At 70.4% G+C, this 17,122-nt stretch carries 16 protein-coding genes; 10 read left to right on the forward strand and 6 right to left on the reverse strand.

Annotated elements, in window-relative coordinates; all coding sequences use genetic code 11:
* Positions 1-117: 117 nt before the first annotated feature.
* The 3 genes from ACFV9W_RS35005 to ACFV9W_RS35015 are packed head-to-tail and all read right to left on the reverse strand — an operon-like array spanning position 118 to position 2,661.
* Positions 118-357, reverse strand: coding sequence for a hypothetical protein (locus ACFV9W_RS35005; protein WP_385769334.1), 240 nt, complete (start codon positions 355-357; stop codon positions 118-120).
* Positions 358-377: 20 nt separating this feature from the next.
* Entirely contained in the window at positions 378-2,420 is a 2,043-nt protein-coding gene (gene malQ, locus ACFV9W_RS35010) for a 4-alpha-glucanotransferase (protein WP_385769336.1), read from the reverse strand.
* Positions 2,421-2,424: 4 nt separating this feature from the next.
* Positions 2,425-2,661 (reverse strand): hypothetical protein, encoded by a 237-nt coding sequence (locus ACFV9W_RS35015; protein WP_385769338.1) that lies wholly within the window; start codon positions 2,659-2,661, stop codon positions 2,425-2,427.
* Positions 2,662-2,953: 292 nt separating this feature from the next.
* On the opposite strand from ACFV9W_RS35015, the gene ACFV9W_RS35020 reads away from it, so the two are divergent.
* The 5 genes from ACFV9W_RS35020 (at position 2,954) to ACFV9W_RS35040 (ending at position 9,192) form a co-directional block, all read left to right on the forward strand.
* Positions 2,954-5,929, forward strand: a complete 2,976-nt coding sequence (locus ACFV9W_RS35020) for a beta-N-acetylglucosaminidase domain-containing protein (RefSeq protein WP_385769340.1) — start codon at positions 2,954-2,956, stop codon at positions 5,927-5,929.
* Positions 5,930-6,067: 138 nt separating this feature from the next.
* Positions 6,068-6,511 carry a hypothetical protein gene (locus ACFV9W_RS35025; RefSeq protein WP_385769342.1) on the forward strand — a complete coding sequence of 148 codons (444 nt, stop codon included), beginning with the start codon at positions 6,068-6,070 and terminating at the stop codon, positions 6,509-6,511.
* Positions 6,512-6,581: 70 nt separating this feature from the next.
* Complete coding sequence (locus ACFV9W_RS35030; RefSeq protein ID WP_385769344.1) at positions 6,582-7,871, forward strand: hypothetical protein; 1,290 nt, start codon at positions 6,582-6,584, stop codon at positions 7,869-7,871.
* The gene (locus ACFV9W_RS35035) at positions 7,868-8,455 is read left to right on the forward strand and encodes a hypothetical protein (protein ID WP_385769346.1); all 588 of its coding nucleotides are present in this window, start codon (positions 7,868-7,870) and stop codon (positions 8,453-8,455) included. Before ACFV9W_RS35030 ends, ACFV9W_RS35035 begins: the two co-directional genes overlap by 4 nt.
* Positions 8,452-9,192, forward strand: coding sequence for an ABC transporter ATP-binding protein (locus ACFV9W_RS35040; protein WP_385769348.1), 741 nt, complete (start codon positions 8,452-8,454; stop codon positions 9,190-9,192). The genes ACFV9W_RS35035 and ACFV9W_RS35040 overlap by 4 nt, the downstream gene beginning before the upstream one ends.
* Before the next feature lie 43 nt (positions 9,193-9,235).
* Here ACFV9W_RS35040 and ACFV9W_RS35045 read toward each other — a convergent pair whose 3' ends face one another.
* Both ACFV9W_RS35045 and ACFV9W_RS35050 read right to left on the reverse strand, forming a co-directional pair.
* Positions 9,236-9,409, reverse strand: coding sequence for a DUF397 domain-containing protein (locus ACFV9W_RS35045; protein WP_385769350.1), 174 nt, complete (start codon positions 9,407-9,409; stop codon positions 9,236-9,238).
* 3 nt (positions 9,410-9,412) lie between these two features.
* Positions 9,413-10,255: a helix-turn-helix domain-containing protein gene (locus ACFV9W_RS35050; RefSeq protein WP_385769403.1), complete on the reverse strand. Its 843-nt coding sequence runs from the start codon at positions 10,253-10,255 to the stop codon at positions 9,413-9,415.
* A 260-nt stretch (positions 10,256-10,515) separates the two neighbouring features.
* On the opposite strand from ACFV9W_RS35050, the gene ACFV9W_RS35055 reads away from it, so the two are divergent.
* Entirely contained in the window at positions 10,516-11,397 is an 882-nt protein-coding gene (locus ACFV9W_RS35055; protein ID WP_385769352.1) for an ATP-binding protein, read from the forward strand.
* Between the two features lie 62 nt (positions 11,398-11,459).
* On the opposite strand, the gene ACFV9W_RS35060 is transcribed toward ACFV9W_RS35055, so the two are convergent.
* Positions 11,460-12,536 carry a mechanosensitive ion channel family protein gene (locus tag ACFV9W_RS35060; RefSeq protein WP_385769354.1) on the reverse strand — a complete coding sequence of 359 codons (1,077 nt, stop codon included), beginning with the start codon at positions 12,534-12,536 and terminating at the stop codon, positions 11,460-11,462.
* A 316-nt stretch (positions 12,537-12,852) separates the two neighbouring features.
* On the opposite strand from ACFV9W_RS35060, the gene ACFV9W_RS35065 reads away from it, so the two are divergent.
* From ACFV9W_RS35065 to ACFV9W_RS35080, 4 genes are all read left to right on the forward strand, one after another.
* The gene (locus ACFV9W_RS35065) at positions 12,853-13,389 is read left to right on the forward strand and encodes an HNH endonuclease (RefSeq protein WP_326023161.1); all 537 of its coding nucleotides are present in this window, start codon (positions 12,853-12,855) and stop codon (positions 13,387-13,389) included.
* 206 nt (positions 13,390-13,595) lie between these two features.
* Positions 13,596-14,777: an ROK family protein gene (locus ACFV9W_RS35070; RefSeq protein ID WP_385769356.1), complete on the forward strand. Its 1,182-nt coding sequence runs from the start codon at positions 13,596-13,598 to the stop codon at positions 14,775-14,777.
* A gap of 52 nt (positions 14,778-14,829) precedes the next feature.
* Positions 14,830-16,167, forward strand: a complete 1,338-nt coding sequence (locus ACFV9W_RS35075) for an ABC transporter substrate-binding protein (RefSeq protein ID WP_385769358.1) — start codon at positions 14,830-14,832, stop codon at positions 16,165-16,167.
* Between the two features lie 18 nt (positions 16,168-16,185).
* Entirely contained in the window at positions 16,186-17,121 is a 936-nt protein-coding gene (locus ACFV9W_RS35080; protein WP_385769360.1) for a carbohydrate ABC transporter permease, read from the forward strand.
* Position 17,122 lies beyond the last annotated feature (1 nt).

Consider the following 17,122-nt stretch of genomic DNA (forward strand, 5'->3'; position numbering starts at 1 on the left):
CACTTCTGCGTGACGTCCTGGAGACGGCGGGCGGCACGTCCCCCACGCCAGGGGGGGGCCCCCCCGCCCCCCCGGGGGGGGGCCCCCTCGACGGGGAAACCTCGGGGAAGCTGAGCCTCAGCCCTGCTTCGGCTGCTTGCGGGACTTGTCGCCGAGCGCGACCAGACCGGCGATCACCAGGAACAGCACGATCGGCGTCACCACGTAGAGGCCGAGCGTCTCGATCACGCTCAGGCCGGTACCCGGGTCGTCGCCGTCGTCGCGCGTGAGCGCGAGCGCGGGGGACGACATCAGCAGCATCATCAGCGTCGTACCGGAGGCCAGGGCGCCGGCGCGCAGGGCGTTCTTCTTGTCCACGAGCCCAACGTAGCGAACGCCTAAACGGGCCGCGCGTCCGGGGGGCCTGTAAGGGGCACTTCGGCTCCCGGGCGCGGCTCCGCGAACACGCCGAGCAGGGCGTGCGCGCGGGGCGACGCGGCCAGTTCCTCCAGCGTGACGGGCCGGCCCGCGGCGTCGGCGACGGGCAGCCGCCAGTTCGGGTACTCGGCCCAGGTGCCGGGCAGGTTCTGCGGGCGCCGGTCGCCCACCAGGTCGGGCAGCCACACGCCCGTCATCCGGGCGGGCGTGCGCCACAGGAACCGGTGGACGGCCCGCACCGCCTCCTCCTCGTCGTGGGTCCCGCGCGCGAGCAGGCCCATCCGGGCGAACAGGGCGAGCCACTCCGCGACCTCGGCCGCCGCCTCGGCCCCGCTCGCCGTCGACAGGCCGAGCCGCTCCCGCAGCCGTACGTCGTCGCCGCTCAGGCGGGCGGCGGTGGACGGCAGGTCGTGGGTGGTGGCGGTGGCGACGCAGTCCGTGCGCCACGCCTCGGCGGGGACGGGCCGCCCGTCGCCGTCCCAGTCGCGCTCGAACCACAGCACCGACGTGCCGAGCACCCCGCGCGCGTGCAGCGTCCCGCGCACGCCCGGCTCGACGGTGCCGAGGTCCTCCCCGATGACGTACGTGCCCGAGCGCGCCGCCTCCAGGAGCAGCACGGCGAGCATGGCCTCGGCGTCGTACTGGACGTAGGTGCCCTCGGTCGGGGGTTCGCCCTCGGGGATCCACCAGAGCCGGAACAGGCCCATCACATGGTCGATGCGGACGGCGCCCGCGTGCCGCATCACATTGCGCAGCAGGTCGCGGAACGCGGCGTAGCCGGTCTCCGCGAGCCGGTCGGGGCGCCACGGCGGCAGGCCCCAGTCCTGGCCGCGCGCGTTGAACGCGTCCGGGGGCGCGCCCACGCTGATGCCCTGCGCGAAGACGTCGCGCTGCGCCCACGCGTCGGCGCCGCCGGGGTGCACGCCGACCGCGAGGTCGTGCACGAGCCCGACCGGCATGCCCGCCTCGCGCGCGGCGCGCTGCGCGGCGGCGAGCTGCCCGTCCGTGAGCCAGGCGAGGCGGCAGTGGAAGTCGACGCGGTCCATCAGCTCCCGGCGGGCGCGGCCGGTGGCCGCCGAGCGCGGGTCCTGGAGGGCGGCCGGCCAGGCGTGCCAGTCGGGGCCGTGCACCTCGGCGAGCGCGCAGTAGGTGGCGTGGTCCTCCAGGGCCGTGCCCTGCGCGGCGAGGAAGTCGCAGTAGGAGGCGCGGCGGCCGGGGGTGAGCGGCACCGCGTGGATCGCCTCGAGCGCCGTCCGCTTCAGCGCCCACACCGCGTCCCGGTCGATCAGTCCGCCCCCGGTGAGCACCGCCTCGCGCAGCCGGGCGGCCTCCCTGGCGTGCTGGGGTACGTACGCGTACTCGGGGATGTCCTCGATCCGCAGATGGACGGGGTCGGGGAAGCGGCGTGAGGAGGGGCGGTACGGGGAGGGGTCCGTGCCGCCTTCGGGGCCGCTCGGCACCGCCGCGTGCAGCGGGTTGACCTGGACGAATCCGGTGCCGTGGGTGCGGGCCGACCAGGACGCCAGATCGGCGAGGTCCGCGAGGTCGCCCATGCCCCAGGAACGCGAGGACAGCAGCGAGTACAGCTGGACCAGCAGGCCGTGGGTGCGCGGCGGCGGGGCCGGGGCGGTGGGCGGCGCGGCGATGAGGTGGGCCTCCGCGGTGCGCCCGTCGGGCGTGGCGACGCGCAGCCGGTGCGCGCCGGGCGGGGTCGCGGTGCCCGGGTCCCAGGGGTCGAAGCGGTCCCCGCCCTCGGGCCGCAGCCGCAGCTCGGCCCCCGCGGGCAGGCGCGCCGCCCAGTGCGGGACGCTGCCGTCGGCCCACACCACCACGGTCGGCGGCAGCAGCCGCTCGGGCGCCTCGGCGGGGTCGGCGGTGACGTCCACGCCGAGCGCCGCGAGGGCCGCCGCCACCGCCGTGTCCGAGGCGTGGACGGTGCGGCCCGGCGCCGGGGAGTAGGAGGTGGCCACTCCGTGCAGCGCGGCGACCCGGGCCTGCGTCATGGGCTCAGAGGAGGCCGCTCGGGCAGCCCGCGGCCAGGCCGTTCGGCGTGGGCTCGGAGGTGAGCGGCGCCTCGTCGTTCATGGGCGGCTCGGAAGTCAGGGGGGCGTAGTCCGTGAAGGCGGGCTCGCTGGTGAGGGGAGATTCGAAGGAAGAGGTGCTGGTGACGTCGGCGTCGTCGAGCATGCTGAGGTCCGCCTGTTTGGAGAGGGCCGAGAGCAGGAGCTGAGCTGATGCGGCCACGGGGGCCTCCTTCGTCGTAAGGCGTCGGGAGTCGGAGCCCTACCCAGAAGGTACGGGCGCAGACCTTTTCCGTGGGACAACGTGTTGCTGGTCACATTGTGTATGACGAAAGGAACTTGATCAGAGGGCCGGGGAAACCGAAAAAACTCCCGTCCGACCAGGCAACTCGTCGGTAGGGCCGGTTCCCGCCCATCGACGGCCGCCTCCCTTCTATCCTTGTGCCTCTTGAGTCGGATTCGAACCCACATCGGCTTCGAACCGGCATCGGCTTCGGACCAATGAGGAGTACGCCGTGCAGCTCCGGCGCAGGAAGAGGGCGGCCGCCCTCGCGGTCGCCGTCATCGCCGGGACGCTGGGCGGCGCGACGGGTGCCGCGGCCGCTCCCCCGAGGCCGGGGACGACCACGGGCGACCTGAAGCCGGACGCGAAGCTGCCCGCGGTGTGGCCGCGCCCGCAGTCCCTCAAGGCGTCGGACGAGGCGGCCGGGGTCGAGGTCCCGGACCAGGTGACGCTCGTGGTGCCGCGGGGCTCCGACCCGTACGCGGTGGACGCGCTGCTCAAGGCGCTGAAGGACGCGGGGGCGCGGGACGTCCGGCAGGTCCACGCCGAGGCGGACGTGCCCCGGGGCGCGCGGCTCGTGGTGCGGCTCGCCACCGAGTCCCCGCAGGTCAGGAGTGGCGCGGGCGACTACCGCCCCGACTCGGGCAAGGGGCGGACGGGCCCGCTCGACGCGACGCTGCGGGGCCTCGGCGCGAGCGCCCGCGGCGATCTGCCGTCCGGCGGCTACCGGCTCGCCGTGGGCCGCGCGGCCGGCACGCCGACCGTCGCCATCGAGGGCGTCGGGGACGACGGCCTGTTCCACGCGGCGCAGACGTTCCGGCAGCTGATCGACGGGCGGACCGTCGCGGGAGTCGTCGTACGGGACTGGCCGGGCACGGCGGTCCGCGGTCTGACGGAGGGTTTCTACGGCACGCCGTGGACGACGGAGCAGCGTCTTGAGCAGCTCGACTTCATGGGCCGCACCAAGCAGAACCGCTATCTGTACGCGCCCGGCGACGACCTGTACCGCCAGGCCCGCTGGCGCGAGACGTACCCGGCCGACCAGCGCGCCGACTTCCGAAGGCTCGCCGAGCGGGCCCGCGCCAACCACGTGACGCTCGGCTGGGCGGTGGCCCCCGGCCAGGCGATGTGCATGTCGTCGCCGGACGACATCAAGGCGCTGACCCGCAAGCTCGACGCGATGTGGGCGCTCGGGGTGCGAGCGTTCCAGCTCCAGTTCCAGGACGTGTCGTACAGCGAGTGGCACTGCGAGTCGGACGCGCGGGAGTTCGGCTCCGGGCCCGACTCCGCGGCGAAGGCGCAGGCGAAGGTCGCGAACGCGGTGGCACAGCACATGGCGGCCCGGCACCCGGGCGCCGAGCCGCTGTCCCTGATGCCGACCGAGTACTACCAGGACGGCGCGACGGAGTACCGCACGGCACTCTCCCGCGATCTGGACGACGCGGTGGAGGTCGCGTGGACGGGCGTCGGCGTGGTGCCGCGCACCATCACCGGCGGTGAACTGGCGGGCGTGCAGAGCGCGTTCGGCGGCGGGCACAAGCTGCTCACGATGGACAACTACCCGGTCAACGACTTCGCGCAGGACCGGATATTCCTTGGCCCGTACATGGGCCGGGAGCCCGCCGTGGCCTCCGGTTCGGCTGCGGTCCTCGCGACGGCGATGGAGCAGCCCGCGGCCTCCCGCATCCCGCTGTTCACGACGGCGGACTACGCCTGGAACCCGCGCGACTACCGGGCGCAGGAGTCCTGGAAGGCCGCGATCGACGACCTCGCGGACGGCGACGAGCGGACCGAGGAGGCCTTGCACGCCCTCGCGGGCAACGACGCGTCGTCCGTGCTCGGCGCGGACGAGTCGGCGTATCTGAAGCCGCTGATCTCGGCGTTCTGGAAGGCGCGCACGACGACGGACCCGGACGGCAACAAGGCGGCGGCGAAGGCCCTGCGGGACGCGTTCACACAGATGCGCCGCACGCCCGCGGCCCTCGACGGCACGGACCTCGACTCCGAAGTGCGGCCCTGGGCCGACAAGTTGGGCCGCTACGGGCAGGCGGGCGAGGCCGCCGTCGACATGCTGGAGGCGGCGGGCCGCGGCGACAAGGCGGCGGCATGGAAGGCGGCACGCCGCCTGTCCGCCCTCCGCGAGGACGTGAAGAAGTCGAACGTCACGGTCGGCAAGGGCGTCCTCGACCCCTTCCTGAAGCGGGCCGAGAAGGGGTTCGCCGCCTGGTCGGGCACGGACCGCGCGGACGCGTCGAAGGGCACGAAGGCCGAACTCCCGCGCCCCCGCGCCCTGTCCACGGTCACGGTCCTCGCCGACCCCGACACCTCGGGCACGGTCGAGGCGCACGTCCCCGGCGAGGGCTGGAAGCGGATCGGCTCGCTCGCGGACGGCGGCTTCACGGAACTGAAGGCGCACAACACGCGCGCGGACGCGGTCCGCGTGCGGGGCGCGTCCGACGACGCGGTCGCCCACATCGTCCCCTGGTACGCGGACTCCCCCGCGGCCTCCGTCACCCTGGCCCGCACCGAGGCGGACCTGGAGATCGGCGGCAGGACCGAGCAGGTGACGGCCCACCTGACCGGGCAGCGGCCCGACAACGTGCGCGGGAAACTCACGGCGAAGGCCCCGCACGGCATCAAGGTCGAGCTGCCGGACCAGTCCGAACTCCCGCGCGGCACCAAGGTCGACGTACCGGTGAAGGTGACGGTCCCCTCGACCACCCCGGCGGGCACGTACGAGATCCCCCTCCGCTTCGGCGACGAGACCCGCACCTTCTCGGTGCGCGCCTACCCCCGCACGGCGGGCCCCGACCTGGCCCGCTCCGGCAAGGCCTCCTCGTCGGGCGACGAGACCCCGGACTTCCCGGCCTCCGACGCCAACGACGGCAAGGCGACGACCCGTTGGTCCTCCCCCGTGAAGGACGGCGAATGGTGGCAGGTGGAACTCCCCGAGCCCACCCGCCTCGGCCTGGTCACCCTCCACTGGCAGGACGCCTACGCCAAGCACTACCGCGTCCAGACCTCCCCCGACGGCCGCACGTGGCGCACGGCGGCGACGGTCCGCGACGGCCAGGGCGGCCACGAGTCGGTGCGGATGGACGCGAAAGACGTGCGCTTCGTGCGGGTCGTGGGGGACAAGAGGGCGACGCAGTACGGGTTTTCGTTGTGGTCGGTGGGGGCGTACGGGGTGGCGTCCGAGCGCGACTGACGCATCTCGGCCAACCATTTCGGCCAACCCCAGAGATCAGTTGACGCGTTCACGGCAGCACCATAACTTTACGCCGTTCACCGGAGATTCACTTTCCGGATGACCTCTTCTCATCCATAACTCCCTGGGGGGGGACGCATGTCCGAGAGCATGTCAGCGAGGAAGAGAGTCGCAGGAATCATCGGAATCACATCCGCTCTGATCCTTGCAGGGGCGCCGGCGGCGTGGGCCAACTGGTCCGGCTCGATCGGCAGCGCGGGCAGGGGATTCGAGTCCCGCCGCTGGGACGATTCGAGCTACTCGCAACTGTGGTTCACAGACTGCGCCATACAGTCGCCCAGCAACACCAAGCAGACGGAAGTCGCCATCTGGGAAGACAACCTGGCGTCACCCGACAACAATCACGGCACCAAGACGTTCACCAACTGCTTCAACGGCAATTCGGCACAGAGCATGGGCGAATGGCACGGCCTGCCGTCGGACAACTACTACTTCCGCCTCCAGGACGTCGGCAGCAATGGTGACGGTCTGCTGTGGGTGACCAAGGTGACTGTGGACACAAGCGCGGCCGACCAGAACTGAGGCCTGGAAACACCTTGCTGGGGCGTCACGCGCAGAGCGTGGCGCCCTTGCCTCGGCCCTGGAGAGCCACGTGAACTTCCGTACCAACCTGAGCGCGAGCAGCGCGCGTTGGGCAGCACCATTCGCACTGGGACTCGCCCTCTTCTATTACTTCGGCAACGGGCTGTCCGTGATGCCGTCGGCAGAGCACTACGCGCCCGCACTGGCATCAACGTCCATCAGCACGGTCTACGCGGTCGCCTACGCAGTCGCGGCGGGACTGGCCGCTTGGGAGAGCGGGCGGGTCGCACGGTCAGGGGTCTGGCTCCTGGCGCCAGCCCGTTCCCGTTACCGGATCGCGTTGAACGCACTCACCCCAGCCCTCCTCCTGGCCTGGCTCATGCTGTGCCTCCCGGTGGCGCTGGCCCTCGGCAGCGCGGGCACCCTCCCGACTCTGCCGTCTCTCGGCCCGCTCGTGATGGCCCTGCTGCTCTGCTGCGCGCACAGTGCTATCGGCTTCGCGATCGGGATGCGTCTCAATCCTGTGATCGCCGCCCCCATCCTCGCTGTCGTGGTCTGGGTCGCCGTGGCGTTCTCCTGGGCCACAGACACGTTCTGGCTGCGCCATGTCCTCGGCCAGTACCCGACCGACATGGATTACGGCGAGGCCGCCTCCCTGAGCTCGCTCCTTCCTCACATTCTGCTCACCGGCGGGCTCGCCCTCGCGGTTGCCCTGTGGTGGCTGCCAATCCGCTACGCGGCCCTGCGGGCCGTGCTCTGCGTGGCCGTGGCGGTCGGTGGGCCCGCTCTCGCCCACCGAATGACCGCGGACTGGGGTCCCAACCCGCCGTTGCTCACCGGACAAGTAGACATGCGGTGCCTCGGGAAGAGCCCTCGGGTCTGCATGCCCGAAGAGACGTCCCCCGCCGACATCGCACGCGTACGACGTGAGTCCGTGGCCGTACTCACCGCACTCTCCGAAGCAGGTGTCCCTGCGAAGCCGGCAGTCATCACGGACCGCATCGTCGACGGCCGCTTCGGCCGCCCCTCGACCGACCGTGTCTGGCGCGTCTCCCTGACGGATGCCGTCCGTCAGAACGGGGTGCGGTATCGACTCCTTGCCGCCGCCGTTCGGTTCCCCTGCTCACGGCCCGACACGGAAGAGGCGCGCCCCGCCATGTTGTGGGCCGCCGCCGTCACAGGCCAGGCCGACGTCTACCAGCGGCGGATGGCGGCCGAGGACGACCCTCAAGTGGACAACAGTGCAAAGGCATTGGCCACATTGACGGCACAGGTGAGGAAGGTGCGTGAGCAGCCGGCCGCCTCGCAGGCCCGCTGGTTCGAGCAGGCTGTGACCCACTCCTGTGCGAGGACGCCATGACTTGGTGGTTCAAGGCGCGGCAGACGCACACCGTGCTGGTCGCGGCGCTCGTGGCATTCACGCTGCTTCTCGCATTGGTGCACAACGTCACGGTGATGTTGCCCTCTCTCACCGGTGGCAGCGCACATGTCGTCCTCACCTTGTTCGTGCCCGTGCCTCTGATCGCGGCCCTCGCGCACTGCTTGGATTCACGGGCCCGCGACCCGGAAACCACCGGGGTCCGTCCCATCGCCGTACTGGACGTGGCGCTCAGTCTGGCGACCGTGCTGGCTTCCGGAGTATTGAGCTTCTGCACGGCTCTGTGGGTCGAGGACGGGCAGCCGCTGGCAGCGGTTCGCAACACTGCTTTCCTCGTCGGGCTGATGCTGAGCGCCCGGCCGCTGATGGGCTTGTCCTCATCACTCGTACCTGTCGGCTGGCTCCTGGCCGTCTGCCTGCTCGGGTTCCGCTCGACGAACGACCCCGCCTGGTGGACTGTGGTGCCGGAGCCGCCAGGTACCCCACACGCTGCCGTGGGCGCCGCCCTCGCTCTCGTGATCGGCCTGAGCATCCAGCTCCGTACCGCAAGGACATTGAAGGCATGACCCTGGAAATCGATTCGTGCACGTACTCGTACAGCCGACGCAAGCCCCCGGTGTTGGCCAACCTCTCCTACCAGCTCCCTGAAGGGCTGACCATCCTGCTCGGCCCGAACGGGGCAGGAAAATCAACGTTGTTGAAACTCGCCGCCTCGGTGCACCGGCCGGCCTCGGGTTCGATCTCCCTGGACGGTCTGGCCTCCACGACCAGCGCGTACCGTCGGTCAGTCGCGTGGATGCCACAGGACATCGTGCGGATGCCGTCCCTCACCGCTCGCGAGTACGTCGCCTACATCGGCTGGTTGAAGGGCATGCGCAAGGACTCCGCATGGAAGGAGGCCCGCCGCGCCCTGACCCGGGTCGAGCTCACGGACAAAGCCGACACCAAGACCAGCCAGCTCTCGGGCGGCCAACTGCGCCGCGTAGGCGTGGCCGGCGCCCTGGTCCACAATGCCCGCGTACTCCTCCTGGACGAGCCGACCGCGGGGATGGACCCTCGCCAACGTCGCGTCTTCCGGGACGTGCTGCGCGGCCTCACGGGTGACATACGCGTGCTGATGTCGACCCATGACATCGCGGATCTCGCCGAGGAAGCGGACCATGTCTCCGTCCTCTACGACGGACGCATTCTGCAGGACGGACCCACCACCTCTTTCCTCGCACACACCCCACCCGGCACGGCTCCGGGCCGTGCGGCCGAGGGCGCCTACTCGGCGATCCTCACGCGACATGGAGCGGACTGACGGGGCGCCCGGATGCGCCGGGGCGGTCTTTTCAGCCCCCGACTCATTGCAGCTCCTTGATGAAGCGAACCCAACTGGCCGCGGTGACCCGGACTATGACCCCGTCGACACCCTTCGAGTCGCGGACCGCCACGGTCCGGGGAACGTTACGGGCGACTTCGACGCACTCTCCGCCCGTGTTGCTGTAGCTGGACTTGACGAAGACGAACTGGGACACGGGTCAGATCTCCTGGTGAATCTTGGCGATGAGCTCGGTCGAGTCGCGCTGTGCGAGGCTCAGGCGGGCGGTGCGGTCGAAGAAGTCGCTGTACGCGGCGCTTTCGGCCTCGTTCTCCACCCACACCGTAGACGCGATCGTGTCGGCGTGGACGACGTCGACCGCCGCGGATTCCGCGAACGAGACGATCGTGAACGGTCCAGTGATGCAGGGGTGTCCACCTGCGTGGTACGGCAGGACCTGAAGGCGGACGTTCGGCAGTTCGGCCACGCTCATCAGGTGCTTCAACTGAGCCCGCATGACGGCGACGCCTCCGATCAACTGCCGGAGCGCCGCCTCCCACACGACGGCGTACACCTGCAAGGGGCGGTCGCCGTGCAGCCGCTCCTGTCGGCGCATGCGCACTTCCACGAGACCTTCGATCTCGTCGGGATCCTCCCAGACACCGGCTCCCTCACTGACCGCGAGCGACCTGGCGTACTCAGGGGTTTGGAACAGCCCGGGAACCAGGGAGAGTTGCCAGGTGCGCAGTTGGCTGGCGGCGTCCTCCATCGCGATGTACTCGGTCAGGGTCCCGGCGTTGGGGGCCTGCTGCCACCAGCCCTTCGCCTTGCGGCGTTCGCGGTCGAGCCTGGCCAGCTCGGACAGCCTGGCCACGGCACTGCGGTCCTCCAGACCGTAGAACTCGCACAGCGCGCGGATGTCCGGATCCCGCATGGGGACCCACCCGCGCTCCATTTTCACGATCTTCGAGTTGGTCGCGCTGATGGCCTCGGCCGCCTGTTGCTGCGTCCGCTCCGCGGCGTCGCGCAGCCGCAGAAGCTCACCACCGAGCCTTCGCCCCAACACAGTTGAGACCCGATTGCCAAGTTGTGCCGGTCGATTCACCGGCTCAGTGTCGCCCAGTGAGCGTCGTCTCGTCGACGACCATCACTCGTTGGGGACAATTGTCTCCGAGCCGATTGCGCCCAGCCCACCGGTCCCGCTACGTTCCGTACTCAACAAGCCACCCGGCGCAACCAGTTGGCGGAAGTGCACCGACCTGCCCACCCGCAGGCGCGGCAGAGCCACCGTCGACCACCCGACCGCACAAGGAGGTGCGCGTCATGGCCGACCCCGAATCCGAAGGCGATCAAGGCGCTGTCCGCCACGCCGACACCGTCGACTACACACCCGTGGCCCGCAGCGTCCCGCTCGCCCGCCGCCGTACCGCGCGGCTCGTGGCCGAGTGGGGGCACCCGGGCCTGGCCGGGGACGCGGCGCTCGTCGTGTCGGAGCTGCTCACGAACGCGCTGCTCCACGGCAGCCTCCGCGACCGCCTGATCCGCGTGCACCTCCACACCACCGACACCGTGCTCCACGTAGAGGTCAGCGACCCGCGTGGCGAACGACCGCCGAGCCCGCGCGCGGCCGACGGCACGGACCAGTTCGGACGCGGCCTGCTACTGGTGTCGATGCTCGCGGACCGCTGGGGCTGGGCGCCCCGGACCGTGGGGAAGACCGTGTACGCGGACTGGGACGCCTGCGCCACCGGCGCCCCGTCCGAGCCTTCTTCGCTCGTCGACGAGAAGGTGCGACGGGAATGGCGCTGGCGTGGGCCCGTGCCACAGGAGAGCCCTCTCGTTCCCGCACCCGGGCTGACGCTGCCCGCGTTGCGGCAGGCCGTGGCCACCGTCGCGCCGTCCCGGCTGCCCGAGTTCTTCCAGGACCTGCAGAGGGCGTTCGTACGAGCAGGCGACGAGGACAGTGTCGTACCGATCCGCATGTTCCATCGGCAGTGGGGCGTGATCGTCGAGATCGAACGGCATCCGGAGACCGCGCGCAGGCTGCACGCCGCAGAAGAGGCCGTGAACAGCCCGGACCCCGAGGTGCGGGAGCGGGCCGTCCAGGAGGCCGGCGACATCGTACGGGCGGCGCATCGACGGATCGGGATGCCCGAGGAGGAGCGAGCCGGCGTTCACACTGAGACCCACATCCAGGCCACCTAGACATGACGACGGGGGTGCGGGAGAACCGTCTCCCGCACCCCCGTCGCCGTACCGACAGCCGCCTACTTCGACAGATTCGCCGGCGGAATCGGCGACGCCGCCAGTGACTGCGGTGACGTGGACGACGCGTAGGCCGACGGGGCCGACATGCCGGCCGTCGGGTCGGCCGGGGTCTCGCCCTCCGGCTGGATCGGGATGCCGCCGACGATGCGGATGCCCGCCTCGTCGAAGGCCCGCTTGATGCGCCAGCGCAGCTCGCGGGAGATGGTCAGGGCCTTGCCGGGCATCGTCTTGGCGGAGACGCCGACCACCATGGAGTCGAGGAGGACGCTGTCCAGGCCGAGGACCTCGACCGGGCCCCACAGCATCTCGTTCCACGGCTCGGACTTGCTCATGTCCTCGGCGACCGCCGTCAACGTGTCCTTGACCTTGTCGAGGTCCTCGTCGGAGCGGACGGTGACGTCGACGGCCGCGGTCGACCAGCCCTGGGAGAGGTTGCCGATCCGCTTGACCTCGCCGTTGCGCACGTACCAGATCTCGCCCTGCTCGCCCCGGAGCTTCGTCACGCGCAGGCCGACCTCGATGACCTCGCCGGAGGCGACGCCCGCGTCGATGGAGTCCCCGACGCCGTACTGGTCCTCAAGGATCATGAAGACGCCGGAGAGGAAGTCGGTGACGAGGTTGCGCGCGCCGAAACCGATCGCCACACCGGCCACACCGGCGGAGGCCAGCAGCGGCGCGAGGTTGATCTTGAAGGCGCCGAGCACCATGAGGGCCGCGGTGCCGAGGATCACGAACGAGGCCACGGAGCGCAGCACGCTGCCGATGGCCTCCGAGCGCTGGCGCCGTCGCTCGGTGTTCACAAGAAGACCACCGAGTGCGGTGGTGGCACCGCTCTCGCTGCGGCGGTTCATCCGGTCGACGAACTTGGTGATGGCGCGGCGTATCACCGCGCGCAGCACGAAGGCGATGACGATGATCAGCAGGATCCGCAGGCCCACGCTCAGCCAGGTGGACCAGTTCTGCTCGACCCAGCCGGCGGCCTGTCCGGCCTGCTCCTGGGCGTCCTTGAGGGTGGGTTTCGCGGGGTCGGACGAGGCGTCGCTCGCCCCCGTTTCCGACAGGACGGACAAGATCACGGCAGGTACCTCCAGGCGTAGCCATCTGCCCGCCTCGGGACGATGCTCGGGGACAGGAGCGGGCAGACCCACCACACTAACGGGGCATTGTGTGTGGATCATCGTCACATTCGACGGAGAGACGGTGCTCACGTGAAGCCGCGTGGCGCAGCAGGGGACTTCACCGGCCCAGGACCGGGAATGAGGTTCCCTGTGGTCGAAAACACTCCAAGGCCGTTACGCGGACATGGTGGCGCCATGACCAGCCGTGAGGGGAGACTGGCTAGGAGATCGTCCCGGCGCGAGCCACGCGCCGCCGGCGTACAAGGAGGCATCCGTGCCGCATGTCCTGGTCCTCAACGCGTCGTACGAGCCCCTTGGCGTCGTACCGCTCCGCCGCGCGCTCGTACTCGTCCTCGAGAACAAGGCCACGTGCCTCGAGGAGTCCGGCGCCTTCATGCACAGCGCAACACGTACCGTCGCCGCTCCCAGCGTCGTCCGGCTCAAAAGGTTCGTCCGGGTTCCCTACCGGGGGCCCGTTCCTCTGACCCGACGCGCACTGTTCGCCCGTGACGGCGGCCGGTGCATGTACTGCGGTGGCGTCGCAACCAGCGTCGACCACGTGATCCCGCGCAGTCGCGGGGGTCAGCACGCCTGGGAGAACGTGGTGGCGTCGTGCCGCCGCTGCAATCACACGAAGGCCGACCGCCACCTGGTGGAGATCGGCTGGCGTCTGCGCCACAAACCGGCTCCGCCGTCGGGCCTGGCCTGGCGCATCATCGGGACCGGACATAGGGATCCGCGCTGGCTGCCCTACTTGCAGCCGTTCGGCGCGGACGAGGCCCTGGCCCGGATCGAAGGCATTTCAGCCTGACTTCGATCCGGGCTTTCGCTGTCCCGCGCAGCTTTCCGGCGCGGGTGTCCTACGCGAGTCCCGCGCGGGTGTTCTCCGCGCCTTGAGGGGCCGCGCACGTGAAGTGCGCGGCCCCTCCCCTATTGACCGCACCCGTACGGGCGGCTTAGTTTCCTCGCACCCCGATAGGAAAGTTTCCTAACAGTACGAGGAGGCGGGTCCCCGCAATGGTCCACACCGCGGCCGGCACCCCCGGCACCCCCAGCGTCCTGCGCGCCATGAACGACCGCGCCGCGCTCGACCTCCTCGTCGCCCACGGCCCGCTCACCCGCACCCGGATCGGCGAGCTGACCGGGCTCTCCAAGCCGACGACCTCCCAGCTCCTCGGCCGCCTCGAAGCGGCCGGGCTCGTGCGCACCACCGGCAGCCAGAGCGGACGGCCCGGCCCCAACGCCCTGCTGTACGAGATCGACCCCGGCGCCGCGCACGTCGCCGCCCTCTCCGCCGACCCCACCGGCATCACCGCCGTCGTCGCCGACATCACCGGCGCCGAACGCGGCCGCCGCCGCATCGAGGCCCACGCCGTCAGCGAGGACGTCCGGCACCGCACCGCCCAGCTCGTCGCCGAGGCCGTCGACGGGGCCCTCGCCCAGGCCGGGCTCGGGCACGGCGACCTGACCGCCACGGTCATCGGCACCCCCGGCGCCATCGACCCGCACACCGGACAGCTCCGCTACGCCCCGCACCTCCCGGGCTGGCACTCCCGCACGCTGCGCGACGACCTCGCGCAGGTGCTCGGCACCCCCGTCTCCATCGAGAACGACGTCAACCTCGCCGCCGTCGCCGAGCAGTACGAGGGCGCCGCGCAGGACCACGACGACTTCGTGCTCGCCTACGTCGACGAGGGTGTGGGCGCCGCGATCGTGCTCGGCGGAACGCTGCTGCGCGGGGCGACCGGCGGCGCGGGCGAGATCGGCTACATGCCGCTGCCGGGGGCTCCCCTGGCGCGCGGCGGCTCCGACTCCGTCGCCCGCTCGGACGGGGGCGGCGGGCTCCAGAGCCTCGTCGCCGCCGCAGCGATCCGTGAACTGGCCGGTGGGGTAAAGGACTTGGGCGAGGCGCTCGCCGCGCAGGACGTCCTCGACGAGGTCGCCCGGCGGCTCGCGACCGGCCTCGCCGCCGTCGTCGCCGTCGTCGACCCCGAACTCGTCGTCCTGTCCGGCCAGGTGGCCCGGTGCGGCGGCGACGCCCTGCGCGACCGAGTCGAGGCCGAGCTCACCGGGCTCGCTCTGCCCCGCCCCCAGCTGCGGATCAGCGACCTGCCCGGCGACCCCATCCTCACCGGCGCCCTGCGCACCGCCCTCACCCAGGCCCGCGCCACCGTCTTCGACACCAGCACCCCCGCGTAACCCCTCTCCCTCCACAGCACCCCAACCCCCGTACACGTAAAGGACGTTCGCCATGCCGCGATGGCGCATACCCCTGCGCGCGCCCGTAGGGCTCGCCGCGGCCGGACTGCTGCTCGCCGGCTGCGCCAATCCGAGTACCGGCAGCGCCGCCGACGACCCGACGAAGCCCGTGACGCTGAAGTTCTGGCACGGCTGGTCGGCGCCCGGCGAGGTGAAGGCGATCAACGAATCGATCGCCCGCTTCGAGAAGCTGCACCCGAACATCAAGGTCGAGGCCACCGGCAATGTCACGGACGCCACGACCAATCAGGCCCTGCGGGCCGGTGGCGACGAGGCCCCCGATGTCGTCTCCTCGTTCACCACGAACAACGTCGGCCAGTACTGCGACTCCGGCATGTGGGCCGACCTCGACCCGTTCATGAAGAAGACCGGACTGAACAAGGACAAGGTCTTTCCGAAGTCGCTTCTCGACTACACGAGTTACCGCGGCAATCAGTGTGCGCTGCCGCTGCTCGCGGACGCCTTCGGCATGTACTACAACAAGGACGCCTTCAAGGAGGCGGGCATCGAGCGGCCGCCGCGGACCATGTCCGAGTTCGTCGCCGACTCCAAGAAGCTCACCGTCAAGAACGGCTCCTCGTACAAGCGCGTCGGATTCATGCCGGACTTCCGGCTCTACCAGAACAGCCCGGACCGGCTGTTCGCCCAGTGGGGCCCCAAGTACTTCGACAAGAAGGGGAATTCACGGCTCGCCGAGGAGCCCGCCTCGTACGAATTCTTCAGGACCGCGAGGAAACTCCGGGACGCGCAGGGCGGATACAAGGCGCTTGAGCGGTTCCGGACCTCGTTCGGCGACGAGATGTCGAACCAGAACGCCTTCCTGAGCGGAAAGCTCGCCATGCACATGGACGGCGAGTGGCGCGGGCTCATGCTGAACGAGGCCAAGGCGAAGTTCGACTGGGGCGTCGCCCCGCTGCCCGTCCCCGACGACCAGGCGGAGACGTACGGGCGCGGCTATCTGACCGGCACCGTCGCCGGTATCGCGCACAGCAGCAAGCACCAGAACGCGGCCTGGGAACTGGTGAGGTTCCTGACCTCCGACACCGACCAGGTCGTGAAGTTCGCCAACGCCATTCACAACGTGCCGTCCACGTTCGCCGCGCTCAAGTCACCGGAGCTGGACGCCGATCCGACGTTCCGCACCTTCCTCGACATCGCGGAGAACAAGCACAGCCAGGTGATGCCGCCCTCGGCGAACGGCGGCATGTACATCACGCAGTTGCAGGACTTCTCCTACGGCGAGGAGGCCGGTGAGGTCCGCGACCTGAAGTCGGGTCTGCGGCGCCTCGACAAACTCATCGACGCCGACACCCTGCAGTCGCAGAACTGAGGAACGGGACATTCTCGTATGGCACTCACCCTTTCCAGGCCTGCCCGCCGCAGACTGCGCACCGTGGGCTTTCTCTCCCCCTGGCTGATCGGATTCAGCGCCTTCTTCGCCTATCCGCTGCTCGCCACCGTCTATTTCTCGTTCATGCACTACAACCAGATCAAGGCGCCCACCTTCGTGGGGCTGCGGAACTGGGTGTACGTGTTCCGGGACATGCCGCTGTTCGGGCCCGCGCTGTGGAACACGGTGTGGCTCGTCGTCGTGATGGTGGCGCTGCGCGTGGTGTTCGGGCTCTCGCTCGGACTGCTCGTCACGAAGATCAAGAGCGGTGTCGGATTCTTCCGGACGGCCTTCTATCTGCCGTACCTGGCGCCGCCGGTGGCCGCGACCGTCGCCTTCGTCTTCCTCCTCAACCCGGGCTCGGGCCCGGTCAACGAGCTGCTCGCCAAGGTCGGCATCGAAGGACCCAACTGGTTCAACGACCCGACGTGGGCCAAGCCCTCGCTCGTCCTGCTCTCGCTGTGGGGCATCGGCGACCTCATGGTCATCTTCATGGCCGCGCTGCTCGACGTACCGAAGGAGCAGTACGAGGCCGCCGAGCTCGACGGCGCGGGACCCTTCGCCAAGTTCCGCTACGTGACGTGGCCCTCGATCACCCCGATCGTCATGTTCGCCGTGGTGACGGGCGTCGTGCAGACGATGCAGTACTACACGCAGGCCCTCGTCGCCGGAAAGATCGCCTCTGGCGTCTCCATCGGCCCCGGCACCGTCATCCAGCCGGGATACCCCGACCACTCGACGCTCACCGTCCCGCAGCTCGTCTACTCGATGGGCTTCCAGAACTTCAACACCGGCGCGGCGTGCGTGCTCTCGCTCGTCCTGTTCGCCATTGCCATGGCCGTGACCTCGCTGCTCATGCGCAAGCGCTCGGGTCTGCTCGCGGCGGAGGACTGAT

Origin of the sequence: Streptomyces sp. NPDC059897 (genome assembly GCF_042730865.1) — a bacterium.
Lineage (GTDB): Bacteria > Actinomycetota > Actinomycetes > Streptomycetales > Streptomycetaceae > Streptomyces.

Bases quoted from the DNA above. Each gene is read 5' to 3' on its own strand.
- malQ (WP_385769336.1), bottom strand. From the start codon at position 2,420: ATGACGCAGGCCCGGGTCGCCGCGCTGCACGGAGTGGCCACCTCCTAC.
- ACFV9W_RS35025 (WP_385769342.1), top strand. From the start codon at position 6,068: ATGTCCGAGAGCATGTCAGCGAGGAAGAGAGTCGCAGGAATCATCGGA.
- ACFV9W_RS35035 (WP_385769346.1), top strand. From the start codon at position 7,868: ATGACTTGGTGGTTCAAGGCGCGGCAGACGCACACCGTGCTGGTCGCG.
- ACFV9W_RS35040 (WP_385769348.1), top strand. From the start codon at position 8,452: ATGACCCTGGAAATCGATTCGTGCACGTACTCGTACAGCCGACGCAAG.
- ACFV9W_RS35055 (WP_385769352.1), top strand. From the start codon at position 10,516: ATGGCCGACCCCGAATCCGAAGGCGATCAAGGCGCTGTCCGCCACGCC.
- ACFV9W_RS35070 (WP_385769356.1), top strand. From the start codon at position 13,596: ATGGTCCACACCGCGGCCGGCACCCCCGGCACCCCCAGCGTCCTGCGC.
- ACFV9W_RS35075 (WP_385769358.1), top strand. From the start codon at position 14,830: ATGCCGCGATGGCGCATACCCCTGCGCGCGCCCGTAGGGCTCGCCGCG.
- ACFV9W_RS35080 (WP_385769360.1), top strand. From the start codon at position 16,186: ATGGCACTCACCCTTTCCAGGCCTGCCCGCCGCAGACTGCGCACCGTG.